Source organism: Polyangium jinanense, assembly GCF_028435265.1.
In the GTDB taxonomy this organism is placed as follows: domain Bacteria; phylum Myxococcota_A; class Polyangia; order Polyangiales; family Polyangiaceae; genus Polyangium; species Polyangium jinanense.
On record NZ_JAGTJK010000018.1, the window covers coordinates 52,476 to 74,150 of the forward strand.

16 protein-coding genes are annotated in these 21,675 nt (G+C 69.3%); 7 read left to right on the top strand and 9 right to left on the bottom strand.

Translation table 11 applies throughout. The features are described 5' to 3' along the window. Nucleotides 1-20 precede the first annotated feature (20 nt). Nucleotides 21-407 (top strand): hypothetical protein, encoded by a 387-nt coding sequence (locus KEG38_RS28210; RefSeq protein ID WP_272423047.1) that lies wholly within the window; start codon nucleotides 21-23, stop codon nucleotides 405-407. A gap of 4 nt (nucleotides 408-411) precedes the next feature. Here KEG38_RS28210 and KEG38_RS28215 read toward each other — a convergent pair whose 3' ends face one another. Further along, the gene (locus tag KEG38_RS28215; RefSeq protein ID WP_272423048.1) at nucleotides 412-942 is read right to left on the bottom strand and encodes a hypothetical protein; all 531 of its coding nucleotides are present in this window, start codon (nucleotides 940-942) and stop codon (nucleotides 412-414) included. A 136-nt stretch (nucleotides 943-1,078) separates the two neighbouring features. Between KEG38_RS28215 and KEG38_RS28220 the strand changes: the two genes are divergently transcribed. Further along, a complete protein-coding gene (locus KEG38_RS28220) occupies nucleotides 1,079-1,231 on the top strand; it encodes a hypothetical protein (protein ID WP_272423049.1) in 153 nt (50 codons plus the stop codon). 173 nt (nucleotides 1,232-1,404) lie between these two features. On the opposite strand, the gene KEG38_RS28225 is transcribed toward KEG38_RS28220, so the two are convergent. The 7 genes from KEG38_RS28225 to KEG38_RS28255 form a co-directional block, all read right to left on the bottom strand. After that, nucleotides 1,405-1,689 (bottom strand): hypothetical protein, encoded by a 285-nt coding sequence (locus KEG38_RS28225; RefSeq protein ID WP_272423050.1) that lies wholly within the window; start codon nucleotides 1,687-1,689, stop codon nucleotides 1,405-1,407. Between the two features lie 84 nt (nucleotides 1,690-1,773). Continuing rightward, complete coding sequence (locus KEG38_RS28230; protein ID WP_272423051.1) at nucleotides 1,774-2,136, bottom strand: phage holin family protein; 363 nt, start codon at nucleotides 2,134-2,136, stop codon at nucleotides 1,774-1,776. Between the two features lie 491 nt (nucleotides 2,137-2,627). Next, nucleotides 2,628-3,275: a hypothetical protein gene (locus KEG38_RS28235; RefSeq protein ID WP_272418747.1), complete on the bottom strand. Its 648-nt coding sequence runs from the start codon at nucleotides 3,273-3,275 to the stop codon at nucleotides 2,628-2,630. Then, a complete protein-coding gene (locus tag KEG38_RS28240) occupies nucleotides 3,272-4,675 on the bottom strand; it encodes a selenium-binding family protein (protein ID WP_272418746.1) in 1,404 nt (467 codons plus the stop codon). Before KEG38_RS28240 ends, KEG38_RS28235 begins: the two co-directional genes overlap by 4 nt. 173 nt (nucleotides 4,676-4,848) lie before the next feature. After that, the gene (locus KEG38_RS28245; RefSeq protein ID WP_272418745.1) at nucleotides 4,849-5,949 is read right to left on the bottom strand and encodes a hypothetical protein; all 1,101 of its coding nucleotides are present in this window, start codon (nucleotides 5,947-5,949) and stop codon (nucleotides 4,849-4,851) included. 12 nt (nucleotides 5,950-5,961) lie between these two features. Next, entirely contained in the window at nucleotides 5,962-10,320 is a 4,359-nt protein-coding gene (locus KEG38_RS28250) for a sigma 54-interacting transcriptional regulator (RefSeq protein ID WP_272418744.1), read from the bottom strand. 19 nt (nucleotides 10,321-10,339) lie between these two features. Continuing rightward, nucleotides 10,340-11,740: a hypothetical protein gene (locus tag KEG38_RS28255; RefSeq protein WP_272418743.1), complete on the bottom strand. Its 1,401-nt coding sequence runs from the start codon at nucleotides 11,738-11,740 to the stop codon at nucleotides 10,340-10,342. Between the two features lie 305 nt (nucleotides 11,741-12,045). On the opposite strand from KEG38_RS28255, the gene KEG38_RS28260 reads away from it, so the two are divergent. Continuing rightward, complete coding sequence (locus tag KEG38_RS28260) at nucleotides 12,046-15,159, top strand: GAF domain-containing protein (protein ID WP_272418741.1); 3,114 nt, start codon at nucleotides 12,046-12,048, stop codon at nucleotides 15,157-15,159. Between the two features lie 7 nt (nucleotides 15,160-15,166). Here KEG38_RS28260 and KEG38_RS28265 read toward each other — a convergent pair whose 3' ends face one another. Then, nucleotides 15,167-15,622: an STAS/SEC14 domain-containing protein gene (locus KEG38_RS28265; protein WP_272418740.1), complete on the bottom strand. Its 456-nt coding sequence runs from the start codon at nucleotides 15,620-15,622 to the stop codon at nucleotides 15,167-15,169. Nucleotides 15,623-16,003: 381 nt separating this feature from the next. Here KEG38_RS28265 and mxcK point away from each other — a divergent pair, with 381 nt between their 5' ends. The 4 genes from mxcK to KEG38_RS28285 all read left to right on the top strand — a co-directional run bounded on the left by mxcK (nucleotide 16,004) and on the right by KEG38_RS28285 (nucleotide 21,657). Further along, a complete protein-coding gene (mxcK, locus tag KEG38_RS28270; RefSeq protein WP_272418739.1) occupies nucleotides 16,004-17,212 on the top strand; it encodes a myxochelin export MFS transporter MxcK in 1,209 nt (402 codons plus the stop codon). Between the two features lie 19 nt (nucleotides 17,213-17,231). Continuing rightward, complete coding sequence (locus KEG38_RS28275) at nucleotides 17,232-18,698, top strand: 3-deoxy-7-phosphoheptulonate synthase class II (RefSeq protein ID WP_272418738.1); 1,467 nt, start codon at nucleotides 17,232-17,234, stop codon at nucleotides 18,696-18,698. Nucleotides 18,699-18,784: 86 nt separating this feature from the next. After that, nucleotides 18,785-20,011 (top strand): isochorismate synthase DhbC, encoded by a 1,227-nt coding sequence (dhbC, locus tag KEG38_RS28280; RefSeq protein ID WP_272418737.1) that lies wholly within the window; start codon nucleotides 18,785-18,787, stop codon nucleotides 20,009-20,011. Beyond that, complete coding sequence (locus tag KEG38_RS28285) at nucleotides 20,011-21,657, top strand: (2,3-dihydroxybenzoyl)adenylate synthase (protein ID WP_272418736.1); 1,647 nt, start codon at nucleotides 20,011-20,013, stop codon at nucleotides 21,655-21,657. Before dhbC ends, KEG38_RS28285 begins: the two co-directional genes overlap by 1 nt. Nucleotides 21,658-21,675: the final 18 nt, after the last annotated feature.

Genomic DNA, 21,675 nt, shown 5'->3' on the forward strand with positions numbered 1-21,675 from the left:
AGGACTGGAGAGGTTCGGAAATGGGCAAGGCGTTCGGGTGGGGCCTCGCAGCGCTCCTCGTCACCGCGGCCGCATGCACGGCGGACGGAGACGACATCGGAAGCGGAGGCGGCGGCGGTAGCGGCGGCGGAAGTGCGAGCGGAACCGGTGGCGGCGGCGGCACCGGCACCGGCGGAAGCACGAGCGGCACCGGCGGCGCGGCGCCCGATTGCATGGACGGCCTCGCCAACGGGGACGAGACCGGCGTCGATTGTGGCGGCCCGACCTGCGGCATGCTCGGATTCAAGTGCTCCAAGGGCTCCGGCTGCCTCACCTACGACGATTGTTTGACGGGCAACTGTTGCGGCGCGAGCGGTGCCCAGCTCGGCACCTGCATCGCCGCGGACGAGATGTGCATGATCCGCTGAATGCTCAGGGCAGATCGAGGATCCGGTAGTGGTGCCGGTAATCGAAGAGCGGTGAGCTTGCGTGCGCGGAGAGCCGCAAGAGCTCGGCCACGCGTGGCTCGTGCGAGATGAACAGGACGAAATCCTGGTGCACCTCGGGGAAGAGCTCGAACAGGCTCGACCGTTGCTGCGGAGCGAGCGAGGGCGGCTTTTTTCGGTGCTTTGCGGGATCGGCGCGAAAGCGCTTCGAGAAGTAGGGACGGTCGTCGCTCTTCACGCAGCGCAGGATCCGCTCGAGATCCTGCGGCCCGACGCGATCCGGGACGAGGCCGCAGAGCGTGATGCCGGGCGAGAAGCGCGCCTCGTCGAGCTCCTCGAGCTCGCTCGAAATGCACGCATCGGCCGCGAGCCCCGCGGCCTTCATGCGGTCGAGCTCGGCGCTCAGGGCCGATTTGTACATCGCGGGAGATGCGTGCTCCGGCGACGCGGGGACATACCCGAAAATGAGCCCACCACGCATGGACCCGCGGATCAGGTCCTCCATCCGGTACGCCATGCCCCCCTCCGACGTGACGCGTGACGAGGGAATCTGTACTCCCGCCGCGCCGCGTCGCAACCCGGGCAAGCGCGTCGACGAAGAGGCGAGGGGAGCGGCCGACCGGGGCGTTTTGCGATGAAGGGCCGAGCCGTCGATGACGGCAGAGGCGCGATGGCAGGGTTCAGGAGCGACGAAAACGCTCGAGCTCGGCCCGCACGGCCGCGAGCTCGACCTCGGCGCGGTCGGCGCGGGCGCGCTCCTCATCGGCGCGCCTTGGGCGACGGCACGCGGTAGCCGTGAAGTGTGAGGCGTCCCCGATCGAAAATGAAGTATTCGGGAATGCCATACTCAGCATAATGGAGGACGTTGGCCGCGTGGCCCTTCCGTTTGTCCCCGGCGACGTGGACCTCATTGGTTCGTCGCGGGAGCCCCCACGATCCGCCCTGAATGGTGCGAGGGCGTTGGAATGAGATGCGGGCGTCAGTATCGCTCGACCTGCGCTGTCGTCCGAACGCCGCCGGCGGCGACGATACGCGCTGCCACGGCATCGTGGCGATTGACGAGCGCGAGGTCGAGCGGGCTCGCTCCGGCGCCGATGACGTATTGCCTGCCGACCTGCCACCTGCGCTGGCTCAGCGTCCTGGCGTTCGGATCCGCGCAACGCTCGAGGAGCAAGTCGACGATTTCCGCGTTGCTGTCGAACGCATGCAGGAGCGCATCGAGCAGCGCGACGTCGTCCGTTTGAGCCGCGTGGTGGAGGGCCATCCTGAACACGTCAAGGATGCCAGCGGGCGGCGTCGCGCGATCCGTCGATTGCGCGCGCCGTCCCGCACTTTCGTAGGGGCGTCCTCAAAAGATGCGCGGCAAAAGCCACGCGGCGACGGAGATCAGCCCGGCCGTCCCGACGAGCGGCCAGAAGCCCTTGATCTCGAAATCGTCGATGAACTTGTCGGTGATGTAGAGCAATATCGCGTTCACGAGCAGGCCGAGCACGAGGTAGGGCAAGCCGAACGTGAGCACGGCGGCGGGCAGGAGCACGACGGCGAGCACGGCCCGCAAGAGCCACCCGAAGAACAGGTTGAGCACCGCGAACGCGACAGCGATGCCGATCGCCGTGTTGCCCTTGCGGACCCGAACCCCGGGCATGATCTTGCTTGCGACCAGGACCGCGAGCGCCGCCGCGATGGCTTGACTGAGGAACGTCTTCAACATGGGCACCTCGAAAGGGGCCGGTCACCACTCCGTCGAGCAGGCCCGTCCCGACCTTCTTCTTGGCGCACATGCGCGTCCTGCACAACCCAACGATCGCCGTGGGGGTCTTGCTCAGGGCTGAGCATTGGTCTCATCTGGGTGGCGCTGCGCTGGGGCTTTGCCCCAGGCCCCACCCGGGGCTATCCGCCCCGGGACCCGGACCAGCGCAAGCGCTGGACCCGGGGTCGATGAACTGCGCGATGCGCAGTTCATCGAACAGGCCAGGTCAAGACCGGCGACGATCCTGCCTGCCAAGACCGCGGCGTTGACGGTTCAACGGGCCACGCGCCCGTCGCCAGCGTGCAACGCACCTCCATGGTCTTGCCACCGGCCTGTGGGAAGAACTGCGCATCGCGCAGTTCTTCCCCAAATGGTCCAGGGCTTGCCCTGGTTCGGGTCGAGGGGCGAACAGCCCCCGCGGGGTCCGGGGCAGAGCCCCGGCGCGGCGCCGTTCAGAGCACGAGCCCGATCACCCCTGCGAGGATCAAGGCCCCCGCCCAGACGCGATCGAGGTCGAACCACGCGCGCCGGAGCATCGCGAGCCCGACCTTGTAGTAGACGATCAGCGCCACGATCGCCGAGACCGCCAGCATCGCCAGCGTGTGCAGCGAGATCGCGGCCAGGTATCCGCCGGGACTCGACAGCGAGATCCCCGCGGCGTCGTGGCACGACGGGCCGTGGCAAGGCGCGGGGTTGTCCTCGCCGAGCACGAAGACCGGCAGCAGCATGAGCCCCGCGCCGTGCGCCGTGGCCATCAGGAACGACCACACCACGAGGTCACGCGCGCTCACGCGCATGCCCACCCAGCGCGGGTGCCGCGGGCGCACGAGCTTGAAGATGCCGAACGCCACGAGCACCCCGCCGGTGATCCACGGCAAGATGCCCGTCGGAATGCTCGCCTTGCCCGCCGCGAGCAGCCCCACCGCGAGGCCCACGCTCGCGGCGTGGCCGATCGCGATGGGGACGAGCGCGCGTAGCACGGCTTTTCCGCTCTTCTCTTGCAGCCCGAGCGCCACCGCGAAGAGCCAGCCCATGCCGGGGCTCAAGCCGTGGTAGGCGCCGAGGGCCGCGAGCGTGATCCAGGGCCAGATGCTGGTCACGGGTAGCAGAACGAATCCGAGGAAGCGTCGCCGCCTTCGAGCCGGACCTGGTGGGCCCGGCGCGGCCCGAAGTCCACGAAGAAGTCCGGATCCAGCTCGATCCCGCCGCCTTCCTTGACGTCGACCTTGACCATCCAGCCCTTGAGCCCGTCCGGGTAGAACTGCTCATCCCAGGTCGTGTAGAGGCCGCTCGTGAAATAGATGCGCTTGCCGTCGCGGCTCACCTCGACCATCTGCGGCGCGCCCGTGAGCGGACCGCCCGAGCGCGGGTGCGGCGTGCGCCGCGCGATGCCGCCGATGTGCACCGAGCCCACGTGTTTCGGCTCGTGCGGGTTCGACACGTCGTACTGCCGGAGCTCGCCCGTGCCCCAGCAGGACACGTAGAGGTACTTGTCGTCGAGCGACAGGTTGATGTCCGTCACGAGCGGCGGCACGGCGCCGAAGCCCTTGAGCAGCGGCGGCAAGAGGTCCGCCGAGGCGGGCTCGGCCGGGATCGTGATCACCTTCTTGATCGCCCAGCGCTCGCCTTCGCGGTACCAGAGCCAGACCGAGGCCGAGAGGTCCGCGACGCTGATGACCACGCCCATGAAGCCCCAGGCCTTCGTGGGATCGTGGGCCGGGCGCAGTTCGAGGGCCATCTGGTGCTCGTCGCCGATGTCGAGCGCCTGGACGTGCTTGCGGCGCCTGAGATCCCAGACGTGCAGCCGATGGCCGTACTTCTTGCCGAGGAGCAGCTCCGGCACCACGCCGTTCTCGATCATGTTCGGTGTGCCCCACTCGCTCGAAATCAGCGTGTCGTGGCCGAGGTGCCACCAGAAATCGTAGTGCAGGTGCTGCGGCCCGCGGTCGATCTCCCAGCGGCCGAGCACGTCGAAGCTCTCGCAGTCGAGGACGAAGATGCCGCCGGGGCCCTCGCCCGCGGGGTTGCCGAGCGCCGAGACGTAGATCCCGTCGGGCCCGCAGTGCAGCGTGTGCGGGCGCGAGTAGCCGGTGCGCGAGGCGATCTCCTCGGCCTCGATCGTGCGGACGAGCTTGGGCCTGCGCGGATCGAGCTTCGTGTCGAAGACGTAGATGCGCGACGAACGCAGGGCCGGCAGCATCAGGTAGCGGCGCTCCACGTGGGGGTGCGGCGCGTACGGGCAGAGCGCGGCGCTGCACGCGTTCCAGCCGGAATGATGCAGCTCGTCGCCGAAGTTCGGCACCTCGGCGAGGGCGATGATCTGGCTGTACGTGGGCGACCGCGGGTCGAGGTCGACCGTGGCGAGGCCGTCGCGGAGCGGGTTCGGGCGTCCGAGCACGGCGTTCGCGTCCGGGGCGGCGACGTAGGCGAGCCGCTCGCGCGGCGCGTCCATGGCCATACGCGGCGACGGATAAAACGTGGGATCGGGTCGGAAGGGCATGGCTTCTCCGGGGAGACGGCGCGAGCATAGGGCCATGTCGTGCTTTCTTGAAAGACAAATGATGCACGAAAGGCTGCTCTCATAACGCTGTTTGCCGCGGCAGGCTGCGGCCCGAGCGTCGACGTGGATTCGCCTCCGCACGTGGTCTCGTTCGAAAAACCAGGCGCTGAAGCTCACCGCTCCGCCGCGCGGATCACCATCGCCCCGGCCGCCGCGCGCGCCGCGACCACGGTCATCCCCTCCCCCGCGACCGGCGCATGAAGCTCATCGCTCTCCATGCCCGTCACCACCGTCGCTTCCGCGCCCAGATCCGCCGGCTGCCGGAACAGCGTGGCGGGCGCTCCATTCCGCCATTGCACCCATTCGATGAAGCCCCCCCGCGCCGTCGGCCGCACATACGGCCGCGCCGTCTCGATGTCCACGACCGCCACGTCCGTCTCCCCGGACGCACCCACGTCCCCCACGATCAGCGTATACGCGCTGAACTTCGGCTCCGGGTGCAGCGGCCCCCATTCGAGGTAGACCACACGCTCGTCGGCGCCGAGAAGCGGAAAGGCTTGTTTTCCCGGCCGCGCGCGGCGTGTCGTTCGTCCCGTCCCGCGCTCCATCACGACCACATCCGAAGCGTCGGTCGCATTCTCGTCGAACCGGCCGTCGGCGTCCTCCGCGAAATCGGCAAACGCCACGTACGTATCCGAAATATCGGGAAATCGCTGCTGTCCGGGTCCGCTCGCCACGACGATGACAGAGGCCTTTCCCGGCTCGTAAAGAAAAATATCCGTATCCCCCGCCTCCTCCGCCGAGAGCCAGGCCGTGAACACCACCGCATCCCCCGCGGCGCGAGGCTCCCCCGCGTGATCAAACGGGCCCGTCACCGTCCGCGTCGCTCCCTCCGCGCGCACCCGCACCACGCGCTGCCCCGCCTCCAGGGCTTCCCAGGCCACGACCCCGCCGAACGCCGTGGGCCGCCGCGGCGCCTCGACCGCCTCCGCGAGCGTCTCCTCGCCGCCCCGCGCGAGATCCCGCGCCCGCAGCGATCCATCCGGATGCACGTACACGAGAAGGCAACTCGCCACGGCGTGCGGCGCATATCCCAGCGAATACCCGTTTTCCCCCGAGCCGTCCGTCGCCGCGACCTCGATCCCCTCCGCCGCCGTCGCCGCGCAAACGAGCGGCGCCGTTCCATCGGACGAACCCTCCGCCTCCGCGCCGCAACCCGCGAGACAAATCGCCCCGAAAAACGCCACCCATGTCCGCATTGCATCCCTGCCCATCACGTCCACCACCTACCCGAGCTTTTTCCGCGAAGTGGTCGGCTCGCGCATCCCGAGCCGCACCATTCGTTTCTTCAGCCCCTGCCTCGACAAACCCAAGAGCGAAGCCGCCTGGCTGATGTTCCCTCCCGTCTCCGCGAGGGCCCGCCGGATCGGCGCACGCTCGTCCGCTTCGGGGATCGCCGCGCCCCGCCCCCGGATCGCCCGCGGCAGGTGCGCCCGTTCGATCCGCGACGCGCCGAGCACGCCGAGCCGCTCCATCACGTTGCGTAGCTCGCGCACGTTGCCGGGCCAGGGATGCGCCGAGAGCGCGGCGAGCGCGTCCTCGGCGAACGTCGCGCCCGGAAGGAAGGCGCGGCAGAGGAGCGGCACGTCCTCGGCCCGCTCGCGCAAGGGCGGGACGCGGATCGTGATCGCATTCAATCGATAAAAGAGGTCCTGCCGGAACGTTCCGTCGGCCACCGCCTTTTCGAGGTCGCGGTTCGTCGCGGCCACGATCCGTACGTCGAAGGCGCGCTCCTCGTCGCTGCCGATCGGCCGGAATCGCCGCGCTTCGAGCGCCCGCAAGAGCGAGGCCTGACGGAGGAGCGAGAGCTCGCCGATCTCGTCGAGCAAAAGCGTCCCGCCGTTCGCCTGCACGAGGAGCCCCGTCCGCGCGCGCTCCGCGCCCGTGAAGGCGCCACGCGCGTGCCCGAAGAGCTCCGCCTCGAAAAGCGTGTCCGGGATCCCGCCGCAGTTCATCGCGACGAACGGACCCCGCGCCCGCGGACCAAGGTCATGCAGCGCCCGCGCGAAAATCTCCTTCCCCACGCCGGTCTCGCCGACGACGAGGACCGGCAGATCACTCGGGAGCGCCGCTTCGAGCCGCCCGAGCGCGCGCGTGAGCGCCGGGGAATCGCCCACGATCCCGGGAAAACTGCGGCGCGGCCCGGAGACCGGAATCAACGTCGTCGCGCCCGGCGGATCCGGCGCAGGTTTCCCTGCCAAACCCGGATCCTTCCGGGTCACCGGGCGCGGGGCGAGCGTCTCCTCCTCCGGCTCGGCAGCGGCCGAGAGTCGAAAGACAAGCGCCGCGAGAATGCCCCATCGACGCGCCTCCGCGGCCGTCACGCGATCGAATGCGCCGGGCCGGAATCGATGTTCGACCACGACGATCGCGCTGCCCTGCGGCCCCTCGGGTCCCGCGACGACGAGCCGCGCGCCTCGACCGCCCGCGGTGGGTATGTCCCGCTGATACAATGGCTCCGCGCTGCCGAGCGCCTCTCGCAGGAGGCCCGCGTCGAGCCGCTTCCCGGCCTCCGTGAGGGCGAGCCCGTCCAGATCCGCGCCGTACACCGAGCCGATCCGCACCGCCCCGCAGGCGAGCACCACGAACGCCCGCTCCGCGCCCGCGCGCGAAGCGATGCGCCGCGCGAGGTCGAGGCCAAGCTCCTCGGGAGACGCGCGCGCCGCGCCGGCGAGAAATTCCCAGAGCGCTTCCTCCCCCGCGTCCTCCGCCGCCATGCGCGGAGCATATCGAACCGGTCGCCGCGCCGCGAGCGCACGCGAAAGGGCTTCCCGCGCTTCGGCCTCGCCCTCCACGAGCCGCGCCTCCCGCGCGCGCCGGAGCGCCCCGATCGCGATCCGCCCCGCGCGCCGTGGCTCTGTCGGCAACGTCGCGAGCCTCGCCTCCACCTCCGCGAGTCGCGCCCGCACATCGACGAGCGCATCCCGCGCCCGCGCCTCGGCCGAGAGCTCACCGAGCGCCGCGAGCGCGCCCGCGCCGTCGCCCGCGCGCGCCCGGATCCGCGCGCGCAGGATCAAAAGGTCGGCCCGCACCACCGCGGGCAGCGATTCCCCGAGCGCCCACGCCTCCACGACGAACGGCGCCGCCGCCGCGAAATGGCCGCGACGAACCTCGAGCTCCGCGCGCGTAAAAAGGCACCAGCCGAGCCCCGCCTCTTGCCCGAGGGATCGCGAGAGCAACGTCGCCTCGGCGAGCGCCGCCTCCGCCTCGGCATGCCGTCCCGCGCGCCCGAGCGCCATGCCGAGGTTCATCAAACACGAGCGCATCCCCGCGCGATCCCCGAGGCCCCGCTTCTCCCCGAGCGCCCGCGAGAACGTTTCGATTGCCTGCTCCGCGCGATTCCGATACAGGGCCACGACGCCCGCATTGTGGTGGATCCGCGCGAGCTCCTCGGGATCGTCCGAGCCCCGCTCGCCGAGGATCGCCTGCACGCGGGCGAGATGCTCGGCCGCGTCGGTGTAATCGGCGGAGAACAATGCCACGAGGCCGAGCGTGCCGTGGGCAAACGCCTCGGCCTGCCGATCGTGCGTGCGCCGCGCCGCCGCGAGCGCCTCCTCGGCGAGCGCGCGCGCCTCCGGCGTCGCGCCGGCGCGGGCCTTTTGCTCGGCGCGCCGTCGCAACGAGAGCGGGCGCAAGCTCGCGTCCTGCGAGGCCGCCTCGTCGAGCCAGCGGAGCACCTCGGGATGCGCCCCGGGCAAACCCGCGTCGCGGACCAGCCGCTCGAGGCGGCAAAGCAAGTCCCGTGTGCGCTGCGCCGGGTTTTGCAAAAGCAACAAAAGCGCCTCGATTTCGAGCGAAAGAAGCCCGCTCTCTCGCGCCGCCCGCGCCGCCCGCGCGAGGAGTTCGTCCCGCCGCGTGGACAGCGCCGCCGCCTTCGCCACGGAGAGCAGCGCCGCGGCATCGGCATTTGGCTCGCTCAGCCAAACCTCGGCCACGAGGTCCACGAGCTCCGGTGTAGCGAGCGCCGCCGCGAGATCGGGCCCGAGCTCGGGCGAGGAAAGCACGTACCGCACGTCCCCGGATACCCGACGTCCGATCAAGGACGCCGACAGAAGCTCCGCGAGCAGCGACGCCCCCTCGCCCCCGAGACGCCGCGTGATCACATGACAAACCCCCTCGGGCATGGCCCCGCCCGACAGCGCGATCGCCGCGAGCACGCCCCGCGCCCCCAGAGGCAAACCAGAGGCCCGCCCAAGCGCCGTATCCCGTTCGAGCGGCACCCGCCCGAGCGACGCGAGGAGCCACCCGGGCAAACCCTCCGAGGCCGCCCGCGCGCGTTCGATCGCCGCCGCGTCGGACAAACCGAGCGAATGGCAAAGCGCGACAAACGCCTCCCCCGCGAGCGGCTCGATCCCGAGCACATCCGCGCCCGCAGGCGCGGCGCGCGCCGTCACCACCACGTCGAGCCCCGGCGCCCGTGCGTTGCGGCAACGATACGCATCGAGGGCCGCCGCGAGCTCCGGCGGACCCGCTTCGAGCCCGTCGATCAAGAGCAGCGCCGTCCCGCCCTCCGCCGCGGGCGCGAGCGGCGGCGCCGGCTCCATTCCGCGGAAAAACCCGATCAGACGCGGCACGATCGAGCCCGCCTCCGCGGGCAACGAGACAAGCCGCGCGGCCCGGCCCGCGCATAACGTACGCGTCAAGAGCTCCCGCGCGAGGTGGCTTTTTCCCGCGCCGCTCGGCCCCACGACATAACGAACGGGCGATACGGACGGCGCGGAGAGCGCGGCGATCTCCGCCTCCCGTCCGACAGGCGTTGGCGGCGCCCCGAGCCGCTCGCCCGCCCTTGTCGCCGAGGCCCCGAGGAACGACAGAACCCGACGCGTATCCTCGGGCCGATCGAGCGGGTGCACCTCGACGAGCGCCTCGACGATCTCGGCGAGCGTGGGCCGGAGCCACGGGCACGACGCAGACAACCTCTTTTTCGTATTTCCCAGCGGCGGAGGCGCGCCCGTCGCCGCGGCCCAGGCGAGCGCACCGAGGCCATACAGGTCCGAACGAATCGTCGGCGCCGCGCCCGCCAGCACCTCCGGCGCCGCATACCCGGGCGAGGCCGCGATCGATTGTCCCAGCGCACGCGCCCGGAAAAACACCGCCGCGCCAAGGTCGAGCAGGACGGGCCGCTCGCGGTCCGTGTCGGGCCGCATCCGCACGTGCGCCGGCTTGAGATCCCCGTGCAAAAAGCCCGCGTCGTGCAGCGCCGCGAGCGAGGCCGCGACACCCGCGCAGAGGTCCGCGAGCCGCCGATTGCGATCCGCGTCGCCCGTCGCGCCTCGCACCCATGTCGCCGCATCGAGCCCCGGCACGAAATCCTCCACCAGAAAGGGCGCTCCCGTCCGCTCGTCGTGGCCGAGGTCGTGCGCCCGCACCACGCCGGGCAGTCGCAGCCGCGAGAGCAACGCGAACTCGCCCAGCAAGGCCGAAGGCTCGAACGCGCCCGGCCGGAACACCTTCGCCGTGAGCGAGCGGCCCGGATCCTCCCGATCCACCACGCGCAGTACGATCCCTTGCGCGCCGCGCCCGAGCGGCTCGCCGGCCGCATATCGGGCATGCACGAGAAGCGCATCTCGGTCGCGGCGTCCCATGGCGTCCGAGTCTATCCGCTCATTCGCCCACCGTGGCGCGCGTCTCGGCGGAGGTCACCGCCGCGAGGAACGGCTCGCCCCAGGAAGGCTGGCCGAGCAGACCGAGGGCGCGGCGCAGGCGTGGCTCGGCGAACCGGCCGAGGCCCTGGAAATGAGCCTTCGACGCGACCTCGGTCGCCGGATCCGCGAGGCCCTTCGCTGCGGCGACGTCGCCCTCCTCGAGGTCGGGCGTGATCACCTCGACGCGAATCATCATGACGCGGGTCACGCTGTCCGGCGCGGGGTCGACGGAGAGCGGCAAGGTCGCGTCGGTCCACGTTTGGGGCGCGAGGTAAAACACGCGCAGGCCCGGGGTGCGGAACCATTGCCGCTTCCAGGTCGCCACCATGGCGAGGGATTCGTCGTGGTAGAGCCCCGCGCCGTCGAGCGCGCTCGTCACGGCCTCGCCGAGCGCCTCGGCGAACGCATCGAGCGGCGCGGCGGAGGCGAGCGTCGGGGCGTCGAGGTCCACGGTTTGGCCGGGCGAAACGCCCGCGGGGACCACGGAAAACGCGCCGCCCGCGGGGCCGACGTTCACCACGAAGAGCGCCCCGAGCGCATCGGGTAGGGTGTTCTCGACGCGGACCGCGCCCGCGGCCGCGGTCACGCGCGCGGGCGGCGTGAGGTTGCCGAGGCCTCGATAAAAAAGGAAACGCTCGGCCTCGGGCGAGCCGCTCGCCGTCGGCGCGGCCGTCACGCGCACCGCATTCGCGTCGACGGCGCGCGCGTGGCTCCACGTGAATGCGTCGAGCGAGGCCTCGGGCAGCGGAACGTCCTCGCCACGCGGCAGGATCTCCACCTCGCCCCAGTCGAGCAGCCCCTGCCCGACGGCGCCGTATTTCTCCTGGCAGGTCGGCCCATTCCAGGGAAACGCCGGATCGAGCACCGGATCACCGGCGGCGACGAGGCCCGGCACCGCGTACGCCTCGGCCACCCACGGGTAAAAACTCGCCACCGCGGGGTACCATTGCGTGAGCACGCCGCTCGGGAACGCCACCTGCACGCGCGCCTTCATCGGTTTGTCCGCGTAAAAGTACGTGACGGGCGTCTCCATTTTCAGATGCACCGAGGTCGAGCCCGGCAACGTGCCGGCGCGGACGCGGTCGTAGACGAAGCCCGGGAGATCTTCCTCCTCGTGGTGCAATCCGCGTTGCAGCGAGCCGTCCGAGCCGACGACCACGGTATCGGTGCCCCATTCGTGCACGACGAACCCCTTGCCCGCATAGGCCGCGGGCTCGTTCGAGGGTTCGGGCACGCTGGGCGGGTTTCCCTCGCCGGGTTCTGCGCCTCCGCCGGAGACGATTTCGACAGCGCAGGCCGGTACGAGCGCGAGAACGAGGGGGAGCAGGGCGAGACGGGAACCGAAGGAACGAAGGGTCATGGTAAGCCTCCGCGCCCCACCCGAGCAGGGCACGTGCCATCCGGAAATCCTCGGGTTTTCGGGCCATCACGCGCCGGCAGGTGGGAACCGGTTCCCAGCGCCGGTGGGAACCGGCCCCGGCTGGTTGCCGGCAGACGCGCGAGCGGTCCCCTCAGAGAAATCCCTACCTCATCCTTTCCCCCCTACTCATTGCCCCGAACCATTAGGTCAGTTACTCTGGCTTCCTATTCAGGTTTCCACGGACCAGGGTCATGCGTGTACAGCCGGGCCCCCCGAGCGCAGGGGACTCTCTGCAAGATTGCGAGGTGGAGCTCGCACGTCGCACGTCCAGGCAGCCTGATCATGCAGCCGAAAACCGCGCCCTCGTCGCGCTCGCCGAGACGCTGACCGGGGCCCCGGAGGCCATTCTCCCGAAGCTCGTCGAGCTCGCCCTTTCCCTCTGCCAGGCAGACACGGCCGGCGTCAGCGTCATCGAGCGCGACGGCAACGAGGAGGTGTTCCGGTGGCGCGCCCTCGCAGGAGCGGACGCGGGCAGCCTCGGCGCGGTGATGCATCGGTGGAACAGCCCCTGCGGCGTCGTCGTCGCCCGCAATGCCCCCCTGCTCTTCCGCGACCCCGCGCAGATGTTCCCGCGCGAAGGGGTGCCCGACATGGGCATCGTCGAAGCGCTCACCGTCCCCTTTCACGACGGCGACAAACCCGTCGGCACGGTCTGGGTCTTCACACGCAACGAGACGCGGAAGTTCGACCGGGAAGACGCCCGGATCCTCACGAGCCTGTCGCGGTTCGCCGGGAGCGCCACGAAGGTCCTCACCCTGGCCGAGGAGCGAAAGCAGGCGAACGAGGCGCTCCGCGCGAGCGAAGGCCGCCTTCGGTTCCTCGCGGAGCTCGCCGCCGCCACGCAGCCGCTCACCGATCCCGACGAGATCATGGCCACGACGGCACGCCTGCTCGCCCAGCACCTCGGCGTCGACCGCTGCGTTTATGCCGAAATCGAGGACGAGCGTGTCTTCATCGTCACAGGTGACTACACGCAGGGCGTCCCGAGCATAGCCGGGCGGTGGCCGTTGGACGGCTTCGGGCCCGCGTTCGAGCAGGCCATGCAGGCGAACCAGCCGTACGTGATGGACGACGTGGACCAGGATCCGCGGGCCGCGAACGACCTCTCGGCCTATCGGGCGGCAAGGATCCAGGCCGGCATCTGCGTCCCGCTACACAAGGCCGGCAAGCTCATCGCATTGATGGCCGTCGATCAAGCGAGGCCGCGGCGCTGGACGTCCGAGGAGGTCGAGCTCGTCCGGACCGTCGTGGGCCGCTGCTGGGAGGCCCTCGAGCGAGCCCGGACGGCGCGTAGCCTGCGCGAGCGAGACGAGCGGCTCGATTTCGCGGTCGAGCTCGCCGGGATCGGCTTCTGGCATTGTGATCTGCCGTTCGACGAGCTCAACTGGGACGAACGCGTCAAAGAGCATTTCTGGCTCCCGCCCGACGCCCGCGTGACGATCGACACGTTCTACGAGCGCATTCACCCGGACGACCGGGCGCGGACGCGGCAGGCCATCGAGACCTCGATCCACAATGCAACGCCGTACGACATCGATTACCGGACGGTCGATCCGGAGACCGGGGCCATCAAATGGATCCGCGCGCTCGGCGGGACGGCGTACGGGCCGGACGGGCTGGCCAGGCGCTTCGACGGGGTGACGGTCGACGCCACGGTCCGCAAGCTCCACGAGGAGCGGCTCGCGCGGTTGCTCGAACGAGAGCGCGAGCAGGCCCGGCTGCTCGAGCAGGTGGCCGACGCGGCGCTCACGATTCACGCGACCGCGTCGCTGGACAGCGTGCTCCGGGTGATCACGGAGGAGGCGCGGCGCATCATCGGCGCGCACCAGTCGGTCACGAGCCTGACGCTCGGCAACGACTGGTCCCAGGCGGTCAGCGCCCCGTCCCTGTCGCCGAAGTACGAGGCATTTCGCAATTACCAGGGGGCGCCCACGGGCAAGGGCATCTACGCGCTCGTCTGCCAGACGAACCGCCCGATGCGGCTCACGCAGGCCGAGCTCGTGTCCCATCCGGCGTGGCGAAACTTCAGCGGCGAAGCGGACCGGCACCCGCCGATGCGAGGCTGGCTGGCGGCGCCGTTCATCGGGCGGAGCGGGAAAAACCTCGGCCTCATCCAGCTCTCCGACAAGTACGAAGGCGAGTTCACGGAGCAGGACGAGGCCATTTTGATCCAGCTCGCGCACATCGCGTCCGTGGCGATCGAGAACGCGCGGCTCTACGATGAATTGCGCGATCAGGACCGGCGCAAAGATGAGTTTCTGGCGACGCTCGCCCACGAGCTCCGAAACCCGCTTGCCCCGATCCGGACGGGCCTGACGCTCCTGCAAATGGCCCGCGACGAGGCGCAGGCGCGGCGCATTCGCGAGATGATGGAGCGGCAGGTCGGGCACATGGTGCGGATGGTGGACGATCTGCTCGACGTCTCGCGCATCACGCGGGGGAAGGTGGAGCTGCGCAAGGCGCGGGTGGAGCTCGGGACGGTGCTGGAGAGCGCGCTCGAGACGAGCCGCCCGCTGATCGAGGCGGCCGGGCACGTGTTATCGGTGTCGCTGCCGACCGAGCCGCTGTGGCTCATGGCCGACCCGACGCGGCTTTCGCAGATCCTGGCGAACCTGCTCAACAACGCGGCGAAATACACGCCGGCAGGGGGCCGGATCCGCGTCGCGGCGGAGCGGGAAGGCGCGCACGTGGTCGTGCGCGTGGAGGACACCGGCGTAGGCATTCCGCCGGAAATGCTGCCCAAAGTGTTCGACATGTTCACGCAGGTCGGCCGCTCGATCGAGCGAGCGCAGGGGGGCCTGGGCATCGGTTTGACCCTGGTGCGGCGACTCGTGGAGCTCCATGGGGGCACCGTGGAAGCCGCAAGTGATGGTCCGTCCCGAGGTTCGATTTTCACGGTGCGCCTACCCCTCGGAGCTGCCGAGGAAGCCAAAGCGGTGGGTCCGAGCGGGGATGCGCCGGCCAAAGGAGCGACTGGCGGTCTGAAGGTGCTGGTGGTCGACGACAATGTCGACGGCGCGGAGAGCCTGGCAGAGCTGCTCCAATTGACGGGACACACGACCGAAGTGGCGCACACGGGCCCCTCGGCGCTGGTCGCGGCGCGCGCGTTCGAGCCGGACGTGGTCTTCCTGGATATCGGTTTGCCGGGAATGACGGGCTACGAGGTGGCGCAGCGGCTGCGGGCCGAGGAAGGGCTCGGTCGGGTGGTGCTGGTGGCGCTGACGGGCTGGGGGACGGAGGAAGACCGGCGGCAAGCACGCGAGGCGGGATTCGATTACCACCTGACGAAGCCGGTGGACCTCCAGGAGGTGCAGCGGATCGTGGACGGGGTGGCGGCGAAGATGAAGCGGGTCGCCTGAAGCGGCGTCACTGGCTCTCGCGCATCGTGAGCACGCGCCGGCGCTCGTCGATCCAGGCGCGCGCCTCCGCCTCGGTGCTGGAAAAGACGAGCGGCGGGGTATTCGGTTGAAGCAGCGACGTGGCCTTGTCGACGAGCTTCACGACCACCCGTTGCCGGAAGCTCCCATTGAAGAGCACCATGCCCTTGTTTTCAGGTCGCACCGGCGTGGTCGCGGCGCGCGTGCGCGCTCCGGGTAAGACGGCGCCGAGCCGCCCGATGTCGATGAGCCAGAACACGTGCGAATGCCCGCGCTCGTCGCAGAGCCACGCGAATGCGTCGAAAAGGGCGGCCACGTGGTCCTCGGCGAGATCCCCCCCGGTGCGGATGAACAAGATGCCCGCGTCCTCGCACCGATACGTGTGGCCACCGGTGCGGTACCAACCCTCGGAGCCGAAATCATTCGTCGGGAGGTCCGGACGCATGGGCAGTGCAGATACCACGATTCGCCCACACGAGTGAAGCAACGACCGAAGCCGACGTGAAGCGCCGGCTCGCCCTGGACCACCTCGACGGGCATCCCTCGAAGGCGATCGGGGAAGACGCGACAGCGTCGTTCGACGCGTGCTCGTCCCCCGAAAACGTGTCCCAACACTCATTTTGTACGAAAAACTTCCAACAAAGACGTAAAATTACACCCCTTCGGACGAAATTCTGGCACGCCTCCACACGATCACCTTGACAGTTGATAATGGGTTTCATTATCACTTTCATCAAGATCGCGGTTCTCTGTAGGTGAGGGTAGGCAACGCAACAGTTCGCACACCCCCGGGCGTCCCTGGAGTCTTTTCGTGGCCGATTCCCCCATGACACGGCAAGAGCGCCACCTCGTTTGGCTTCTCGGTGCCGTTCAACTCACGCATACGCTCGATTTCATGATCTTAATGCCGCTCGGGCCGGAGCTCATCGGCAAGTTCAATATTTCGGCGGCGGAGTTCGGGGCCATGGTGTCGGCCTACACGCTCGCCTCGGCCGCCATGGGCCTGCTCGGCGTGCTCTGGCTGGATCGATGGGACCGCAAGCGCGCGCTATTGCTGCTTTATATGGGTTTCATCGCGGCCACGTTTTCGTGCGGCGTCGCGAACGGCCCGACGTGGTTGCTCCTCTCGAGGACCGTGGCCGGCGCCTGCGCGGGCCTGATGAGCGCCGTCGTCATGGCCATTCTCGCCGATCGCGTGCCGGCCGAGCGCCGCGGCCGCGCCATTGGCACGGTGATGTCATCCTACGGAATCTCGGCCGTCGGCGGCGTGCCGCTGAGCCTCGCGCTCGCCAATCAATGGGGCTTTCGTACCCCCTTCTGGGCCATCAGCGCGCTCGCCGGCATCCTGTGGCTCCTTTCGTGGCGCATCCTGCCCGCTGTCGATCATCACCTCACGGGAGCGCGCGGAAAGGGCCCGAACGCTCCCGCCCCGCTCCTCTCGATGCCAGGGCTTCCGCTCGGCTGGGCGCTCACGTTCAGCGTGGTTTTCGCGGGCTTCTTGCTGATTCCCTACCTGAGCACGTTCATGGTGGGCAATCTCGGGCTCCGCCTCTCGGACCTGCCCTGGATCTATCTATGCGGCGGCGCGGCGACGCTCTTCACGTCGCGCTGGATTGGCGCCCTCGTGGACCGTCACGGTCCGCCCCGGGTGCTCGGCATTCTGCTCGTCGCCACCCTGGCGCCGTTTCTCCTTTTCACGCACCTGCCCATCCTTCCGAAGGCGGGCGTGGCCGCGCTCTTCGTCCTCTTCATGACCCTGACCTCCGGCCGCGCCATTCCCACGATCGCATTGATCACGTCCCGGGTGCCGCCTGCGCTGCGCGGGCGTTACCTCGCGGTCAACATGGCAGCGAGCGACGGCGCCTCCGGCCTCGCCGCGTGGACGAGCGGTCTCTTCATCACGACGACCCCCGAGGGCGCGCTGGTCGGCTTCGGCCCTATGGGATTCCTCGCGTCGAGCGTGTCGCTCCTCGCACTTTGTATTCTGTGGGTGCTCGGGCGCAGCGCCGCCCCGCAGCGCGCAGCGCAGACCTGAAAACCGTGAGCAACTTTCGATGATTCACGAAATCGCCATGGGCACGCCGGTGAGGAATTCCTCGAACCACGAGGCCGCCGTGCAGCATCCGCCCGGAGACATCCCGCCCTCGCGCCCGCGCGCGCCTTCGCGTTCGCGCACGAGCGAATGGAGCCCTACGTCCTGGAGATCGAGGCCCGATTCGCAGGCCGTGCGATACGACGATCCCGCCGCGGTCGAGCGCATCGCTTCGCGCATCGAAGAGCTGCCACCGCTCGTGAGCTCGTGGGAGGTGGAGCGATTCCGCTCCCTCGTCGCGGAGGCGCAGCTCGGCCGGCGCTTCCTGCTCCAGGGCGGCGACTGTGCCGAAACCATGCGCGAATGCCGCTCGGAGACGATCGTCAACAAGCTCGACATCTTGCTCAAGATGTCGCTCGTGCTCATCGTCGGCGGCGGCAAGCCGGTGGTGCGCGTGGGGCGTTTCGCCGGGCAATACGCGAAGCCGCGCTCGCGCCCCACGGAGGTGCGCGGCGGGATCGAGCTGCCGAGTTATTTTGGTGATCTCGTGAATGGATCGGAGTTCACGCCCGAGGCGCGGCGCCCGGATCCCGAACGGATGCTCGCCTGTTATCACCACGCCGCGATGACGCTCAATTTCGTCCGGTCCCTCTCGGCCGGCGGATTGTCCGGTCTCGAACGCCCGGATCGCTGGGATCTCTCGTTCTCCGAGCGCACAGATCTGCCCGCCCCCGTGCGCGAGTGCTTCCAGGCGACGACGCGGCAGCTCGAAGACGCGCTTCGATGCATGGACGCGCTCGGCGGCGCGGGGAGCGAGCTCTCGCGTGTCGAGTTCTTCACGTCCCACGAGGCGCTCAACCTGCATTACGAGTCCGCGCAGACCCGCGCGGCGCCGCACCGGGACGAGTATTACGATCTCACCGCGCACATGCCGTGGCTCGGCGAGCGGACGCGGTCGCTCGACGGCGCGCACGTCGAGTTTCTCCGGGGCATCAGCAATCCGATCGGCATCAAGCTCGGCCCGTCGGTCACGCCGGTCGAGGTCCTGCGCTTGCTCGATACGCTGAACCCCACCGAGATCCCCGGACGCATCGTGCTCATCACGCGCATGGGTGCCGAGCGCGTCGACGCCACACTCCCGCCCTTGCTCGAGGTCGTGAAACGCGCGGGCCGGCGCGTGCTCTGGGTGTGCGATCCCATGCACGGCAACACGATCACCACGAGCTCGGGCGTGAAGACGCGTGAATTCGCGGCGATCGTGCGCGAGATCGATCGGACGTTCGACGCGCACGACGCCTGCGGCACCTACCTCGGCGGCGTCCACTTCGAGCTCACGGGCGACCACGTCACCGAATGCATCGGCGGGAGCGTGCGTGAGGAGGACCTCTCCCACGCATACGAGACGGTCTGCGATCCCCGATTGAATCAATCGCAGGCACTCGAGCTCTCGTATTGCATCGCGCGGCGCATGCGGGCGATGCGCCCATGACCGTGGCGCCGCGGCGCGCCCTTTCCGCGAGAGCCCAGGAAGAATTCGTTCATGGCCCCGTCCGGGCCAGCAAGGAGAGTCGCTCGATGACCTCGATTTCGACGCCGGAAGCCTTCGCCGCCACCGTGCGCAGCGGCACGGAGCTCCTCCAGGCGTACAACCAGGAATCGTCTTTCTTCTTCTCGTCCCCGACCCGCACCGTTCTCGCGCAGGGTGTACGCGAGATCGTCGGCGGAACGGCGCACGGCGAAGGCATTCCCGAGCGCGTCGCGGCGGTGCTCGCGTCGCTCGAAAAGTCCGGGCACGAGCGCCCCCTGGCGGTCGGCGCCGTGCCCTTCGATACCCGATCCCCGGCCCACCTCCTCGTGCCGCGAACCACCCGCATCGCCGGCCCCCTGGATGCGGCGTCGATATCGCTCCCCGCACCGCCGCGGGTCTCTGCAGAATGGATGCGTTTGTCGCCCGACCGCGACGGGTTTCTGGGCGGCGTCGAGCGCGCCCTCGCCTTGATACGCACGGAGGCGCTCTCGAAGGTGGTCCTCTCCAGAATGCTGGAGCTGCGTTCCTCGGAGCCGGTCGATCTCGCTCTCCTCCTCGAGCGGTTGTCGAAACGGAACACCTCCGGGTACACGTTCGCGCTCAAGCTCCCCGAGGCGCGCGGAGCCCTCGCGCCCGAGCCGCGTACATTGATCGGCGCGAGCCCCGAGCTCCTCGTGTCGCGCTCTGGGAACACGGTATTCGCCAATCCACTCGCGGGTTCCGCGCCCCGGAGCACCGACCCCGAGGAAGACGAGCGGCGGGCGAGCGCGCTCCTCACCTCCGAGAAAGACCGGCGCGAGCACGCGGTCGTCATCGACGCCGTCGTCGAAGCGCTTCGCCCCTTCTGCAAGCGCCTCGTCGTCCCGCCGCGCGCCTCGCTCTTGCACACGCCGGCCATGTGGCACCTGTCGACGCCGATCACGGGAGAGCTCGCGGATCTCTCGACCTCGTCGCTCGCGCTCGCAATGGCCTTGCACCCGACGCCGGCCGTGTGCGGATACCCTACCACGAGCGCGCGCGCGGCCATCGAAGCGATCGAGCCCTTCGATCGTGGCTTCTTCACGGGCCTCGTGGGTTATTGCGACGCGGCCGGCGACGGTGAATGGGCCGTGACCATCCGCTGCGCCGAGATCGGCGGCGACGCACTTCGCGTGTATGCCGGGGCCGGCGTCGTCGCCGGTTCGTCGCCCGAACGCGAGCGCGCCGAGATTGCGGCCAAGATGCGCACCATGCTCACCGCGCTCGGCCTCGATCCCTTGCCGGAGGATCTCTGATGCGCACGGACGAATTGCGGGAAACGGGGACGCTCGCGGGGTTCACGCCCTGGCCTGCCGATTTCGCCGAGCGGTACCGGCGAGCGGGTTACTGGATCGGCGAGACATTCGGCGATTTCTTGCGCGACCGAGCGGAACGATTCGGTGATCGCACCGCGCTCGTCGACGACCGGCGCCGCCTGAGTTATCGCGAGCTCGATGCCCGCGCCTCGCGCCTCGCGGCCGGCCTCGCGCGACTGGGCATCAAGCCGCGGGATCGCGTTGTCGTGCAGCTCCCGAACATCGTGGAGTTCTTCGAGGTCTGCTTTGCCCTGTTCCGCCTCGGCGCGCTCCCCGTGCTCGCCCTGCCCCCGCATCGGCGGGCCGAGATCTCGTACTTCTGTCAGTTCACGGAGGCCGTTGCGTACATCATCGCCGACAAGGACGGTGGATTCGATTATCGCAAGCTCGCCGAGGAGATCCAGGCCGAAGCGAGCACCGTGAAGCACGTCCTCGTCGCCGGCGAGCCAGGGCCGTTCACCGCGCTGGAGAGCCTCTATGACGAGCCTGCGCCGCTCCCGACGCTCGCGCCCGAAGACGTCGCCTTCTTTCAGCTCTCGGGTGGTAGCACGGGAATCCCCAAGCTGATTCCCCGCACGCACGACGATTACCTTTACAGTGTCCGTGCCAGCGCCGACATCTGCGCGCTCGATGGAGACAGCGTCTTTCTCGTCGCGTTGCCCGTCGCGCATAACTTCACGCTGAGCTCTCCCGGCAGCCTGGGCGTGCTCCATGCCGGCGGCCGCGTCGTGCTGAGCCGGCGCCCGAGCCCGGACGAGGCATTCCGCTGGATCGAAAAAGAGCGCGTCACCGTGACCGCCGTCGTGCCGCCGCTCTGCGCGGTCTGGCTCGAAGCCGCGCGGAATGCCCGGCAGAATCTTTCGAGCCTTCGCTTGCTGCAGGTGGGCGGCTCCAAGCTGAGCGCGGAGGTCGCGCGCCGCGTGCGAGGCACGCTCGGATGCACCTTGCAACAGGTGTTCGGCATGGCCGAGGGGCTCGTCAATTACACCCGCCTCGACGATCCCGAGGACGTCATCATCGAAACGCAGGGGCGGCCCATTTCTGCGGACGACGAGGTCCGGGTCGTCGACGAGGACGACCGCGACGTCGAGGTCGGCCAGGTGGGCCACCTGCTCACGCGGGGTCCCTACACCATTCGCGGATATTACAAGGCCGAAGCCCACAACGCGAAGGCATTCACGCGCGACGGGTTTTACCGGACCGGCGACGTCGTGCGGCGTACGCCGGCGGGGTATCTCGTCGTGGAGGGACGCGCGAAGGATCAGATCAACCGCGGCGGCGAAAAGATTGCGGCCGAGGAGATCGAGAATCACCTCCTCGCCCATCCAGCGGTGCGGGACGTGGCGCTCGTCGCCATGCCGGATGCTTTCCTCGGGGAGCGCTCGTGCGCAGTCGTCGTCCCCCGCGAGACGCCGCCGGCCCCGCGTGAGCTCACCACATTCCTGCGAGAGCGCGGACTCGCTGCCTACAAGATCCCGGACCGCATCGAGCTCACGGGCGACCTCCCCAAGACGAACGTGGGGAAGGTGGACAAACAGGCGCTCCGTCGCTGGATCGCCGACAAGATCGCCCAGAAGGGCCAATGACGACCGGAGGACATCGAC

Excerpts from the sequence above, each read along its gene's own strand:
- KEG38_RS28210 (WP_272423047.1), top strand. The coding sequence starts at position 21 with ATGGGCAAGGCGTTCGGGTGGGGCCTCGCAGCGCTCCTCGTCACCGCG.
- KEG38_RS28215 (WP_272423048.1), bottom strand. The coding sequence starts at position 942 with ATGGCGTACCGGATGGAGGACCTGATCCGCGGGTCCATGCGTGGTGGG.
- KEG38_RS28220 (WP_272423049.1), top strand. The coding sequence starts at position 1,079 with ATGACGGCAGAGGCGCGATGGCAGGGTTCAGGAGCGACGAAAACGCTC.
- KEG38_RS28225 (WP_272423050.1), bottom strand. The coding sequence starts at position 1,689 with ATGGCCCTCCACCACGCGGCTCAAACGGACGACGTCGCGCTGCTCGAT.
- KEG38_RS28230 (WP_272423051.1), bottom strand. The coding sequence starts at position 2,136 with ATGTTGAAGACGTTCCTCAGTCAAGCCATCGCGGCGGCGCTCGCGGTC.
- KEG38_RS28240 (WP_272418746.1), bottom strand. The coding sequence starts at position 4,675 with ATGCCCTTCCGACCCGATCCCACGTTTTATCCGTCGCCGCGTATGGCC.
- KEG38_RS28245 (WP_272418745.1), bottom strand. The coding sequence starts at position 5,949 with ATGGGCAGGGATGCAATGCGGACATGGGTGGCGTTTTTCGGGGCGATT.
- KEG38_RS28250 (WP_272418744.1), bottom strand. The coding sequence starts at position 10,320 with ATGGGACGCCGCGACCGAGATGCGCTTCTCGTGCATGCCCGATATGCG.
- KEG38_RS28255 (WP_272418743.1), bottom strand. The coding sequence starts at position 11,740 with ATGACCCTTCGTTCCTTCGGTTCCCGTCTCGCCCTGCTCCCCCTCGTT.
- KEG38_RS28265 (WP_272418740.1), bottom strand. The coding sequence starts at position 15,622 with ATGCGTCCGGACCTCCCGACGAATGATTTCGGCTCCGAGGGTTGGTAC.
- mxcK (WP_272418739.1), top strand. The coding sequence starts at position 16,004 with ATGACACGGCAAGAGCGCCACCTCGTTTGGCTTCTCGGTGCCGTTCAA.
- KEG38_RS28275 (WP_272418738.1), top strand. The coding sequence starts at position 17,232 with ATGATTCACGAAATCGCCATGGGCACGCCGGTGAGGAATTCCTCGAAC.
- dhbC (WP_272418737.1), top strand. The coding sequence starts at position 18,785 with ATGACCTCGATTTCGACGCCGGAAGCCTTCGCCGCCACCGTGCGCAGC.
- KEG38_RS28285 (WP_272418736.1), top strand. The coding sequence starts at position 20,011 with ATGCGCACGGACGAATTGCGGGAAACGGGGACGCTCGCGGGGTTCACG.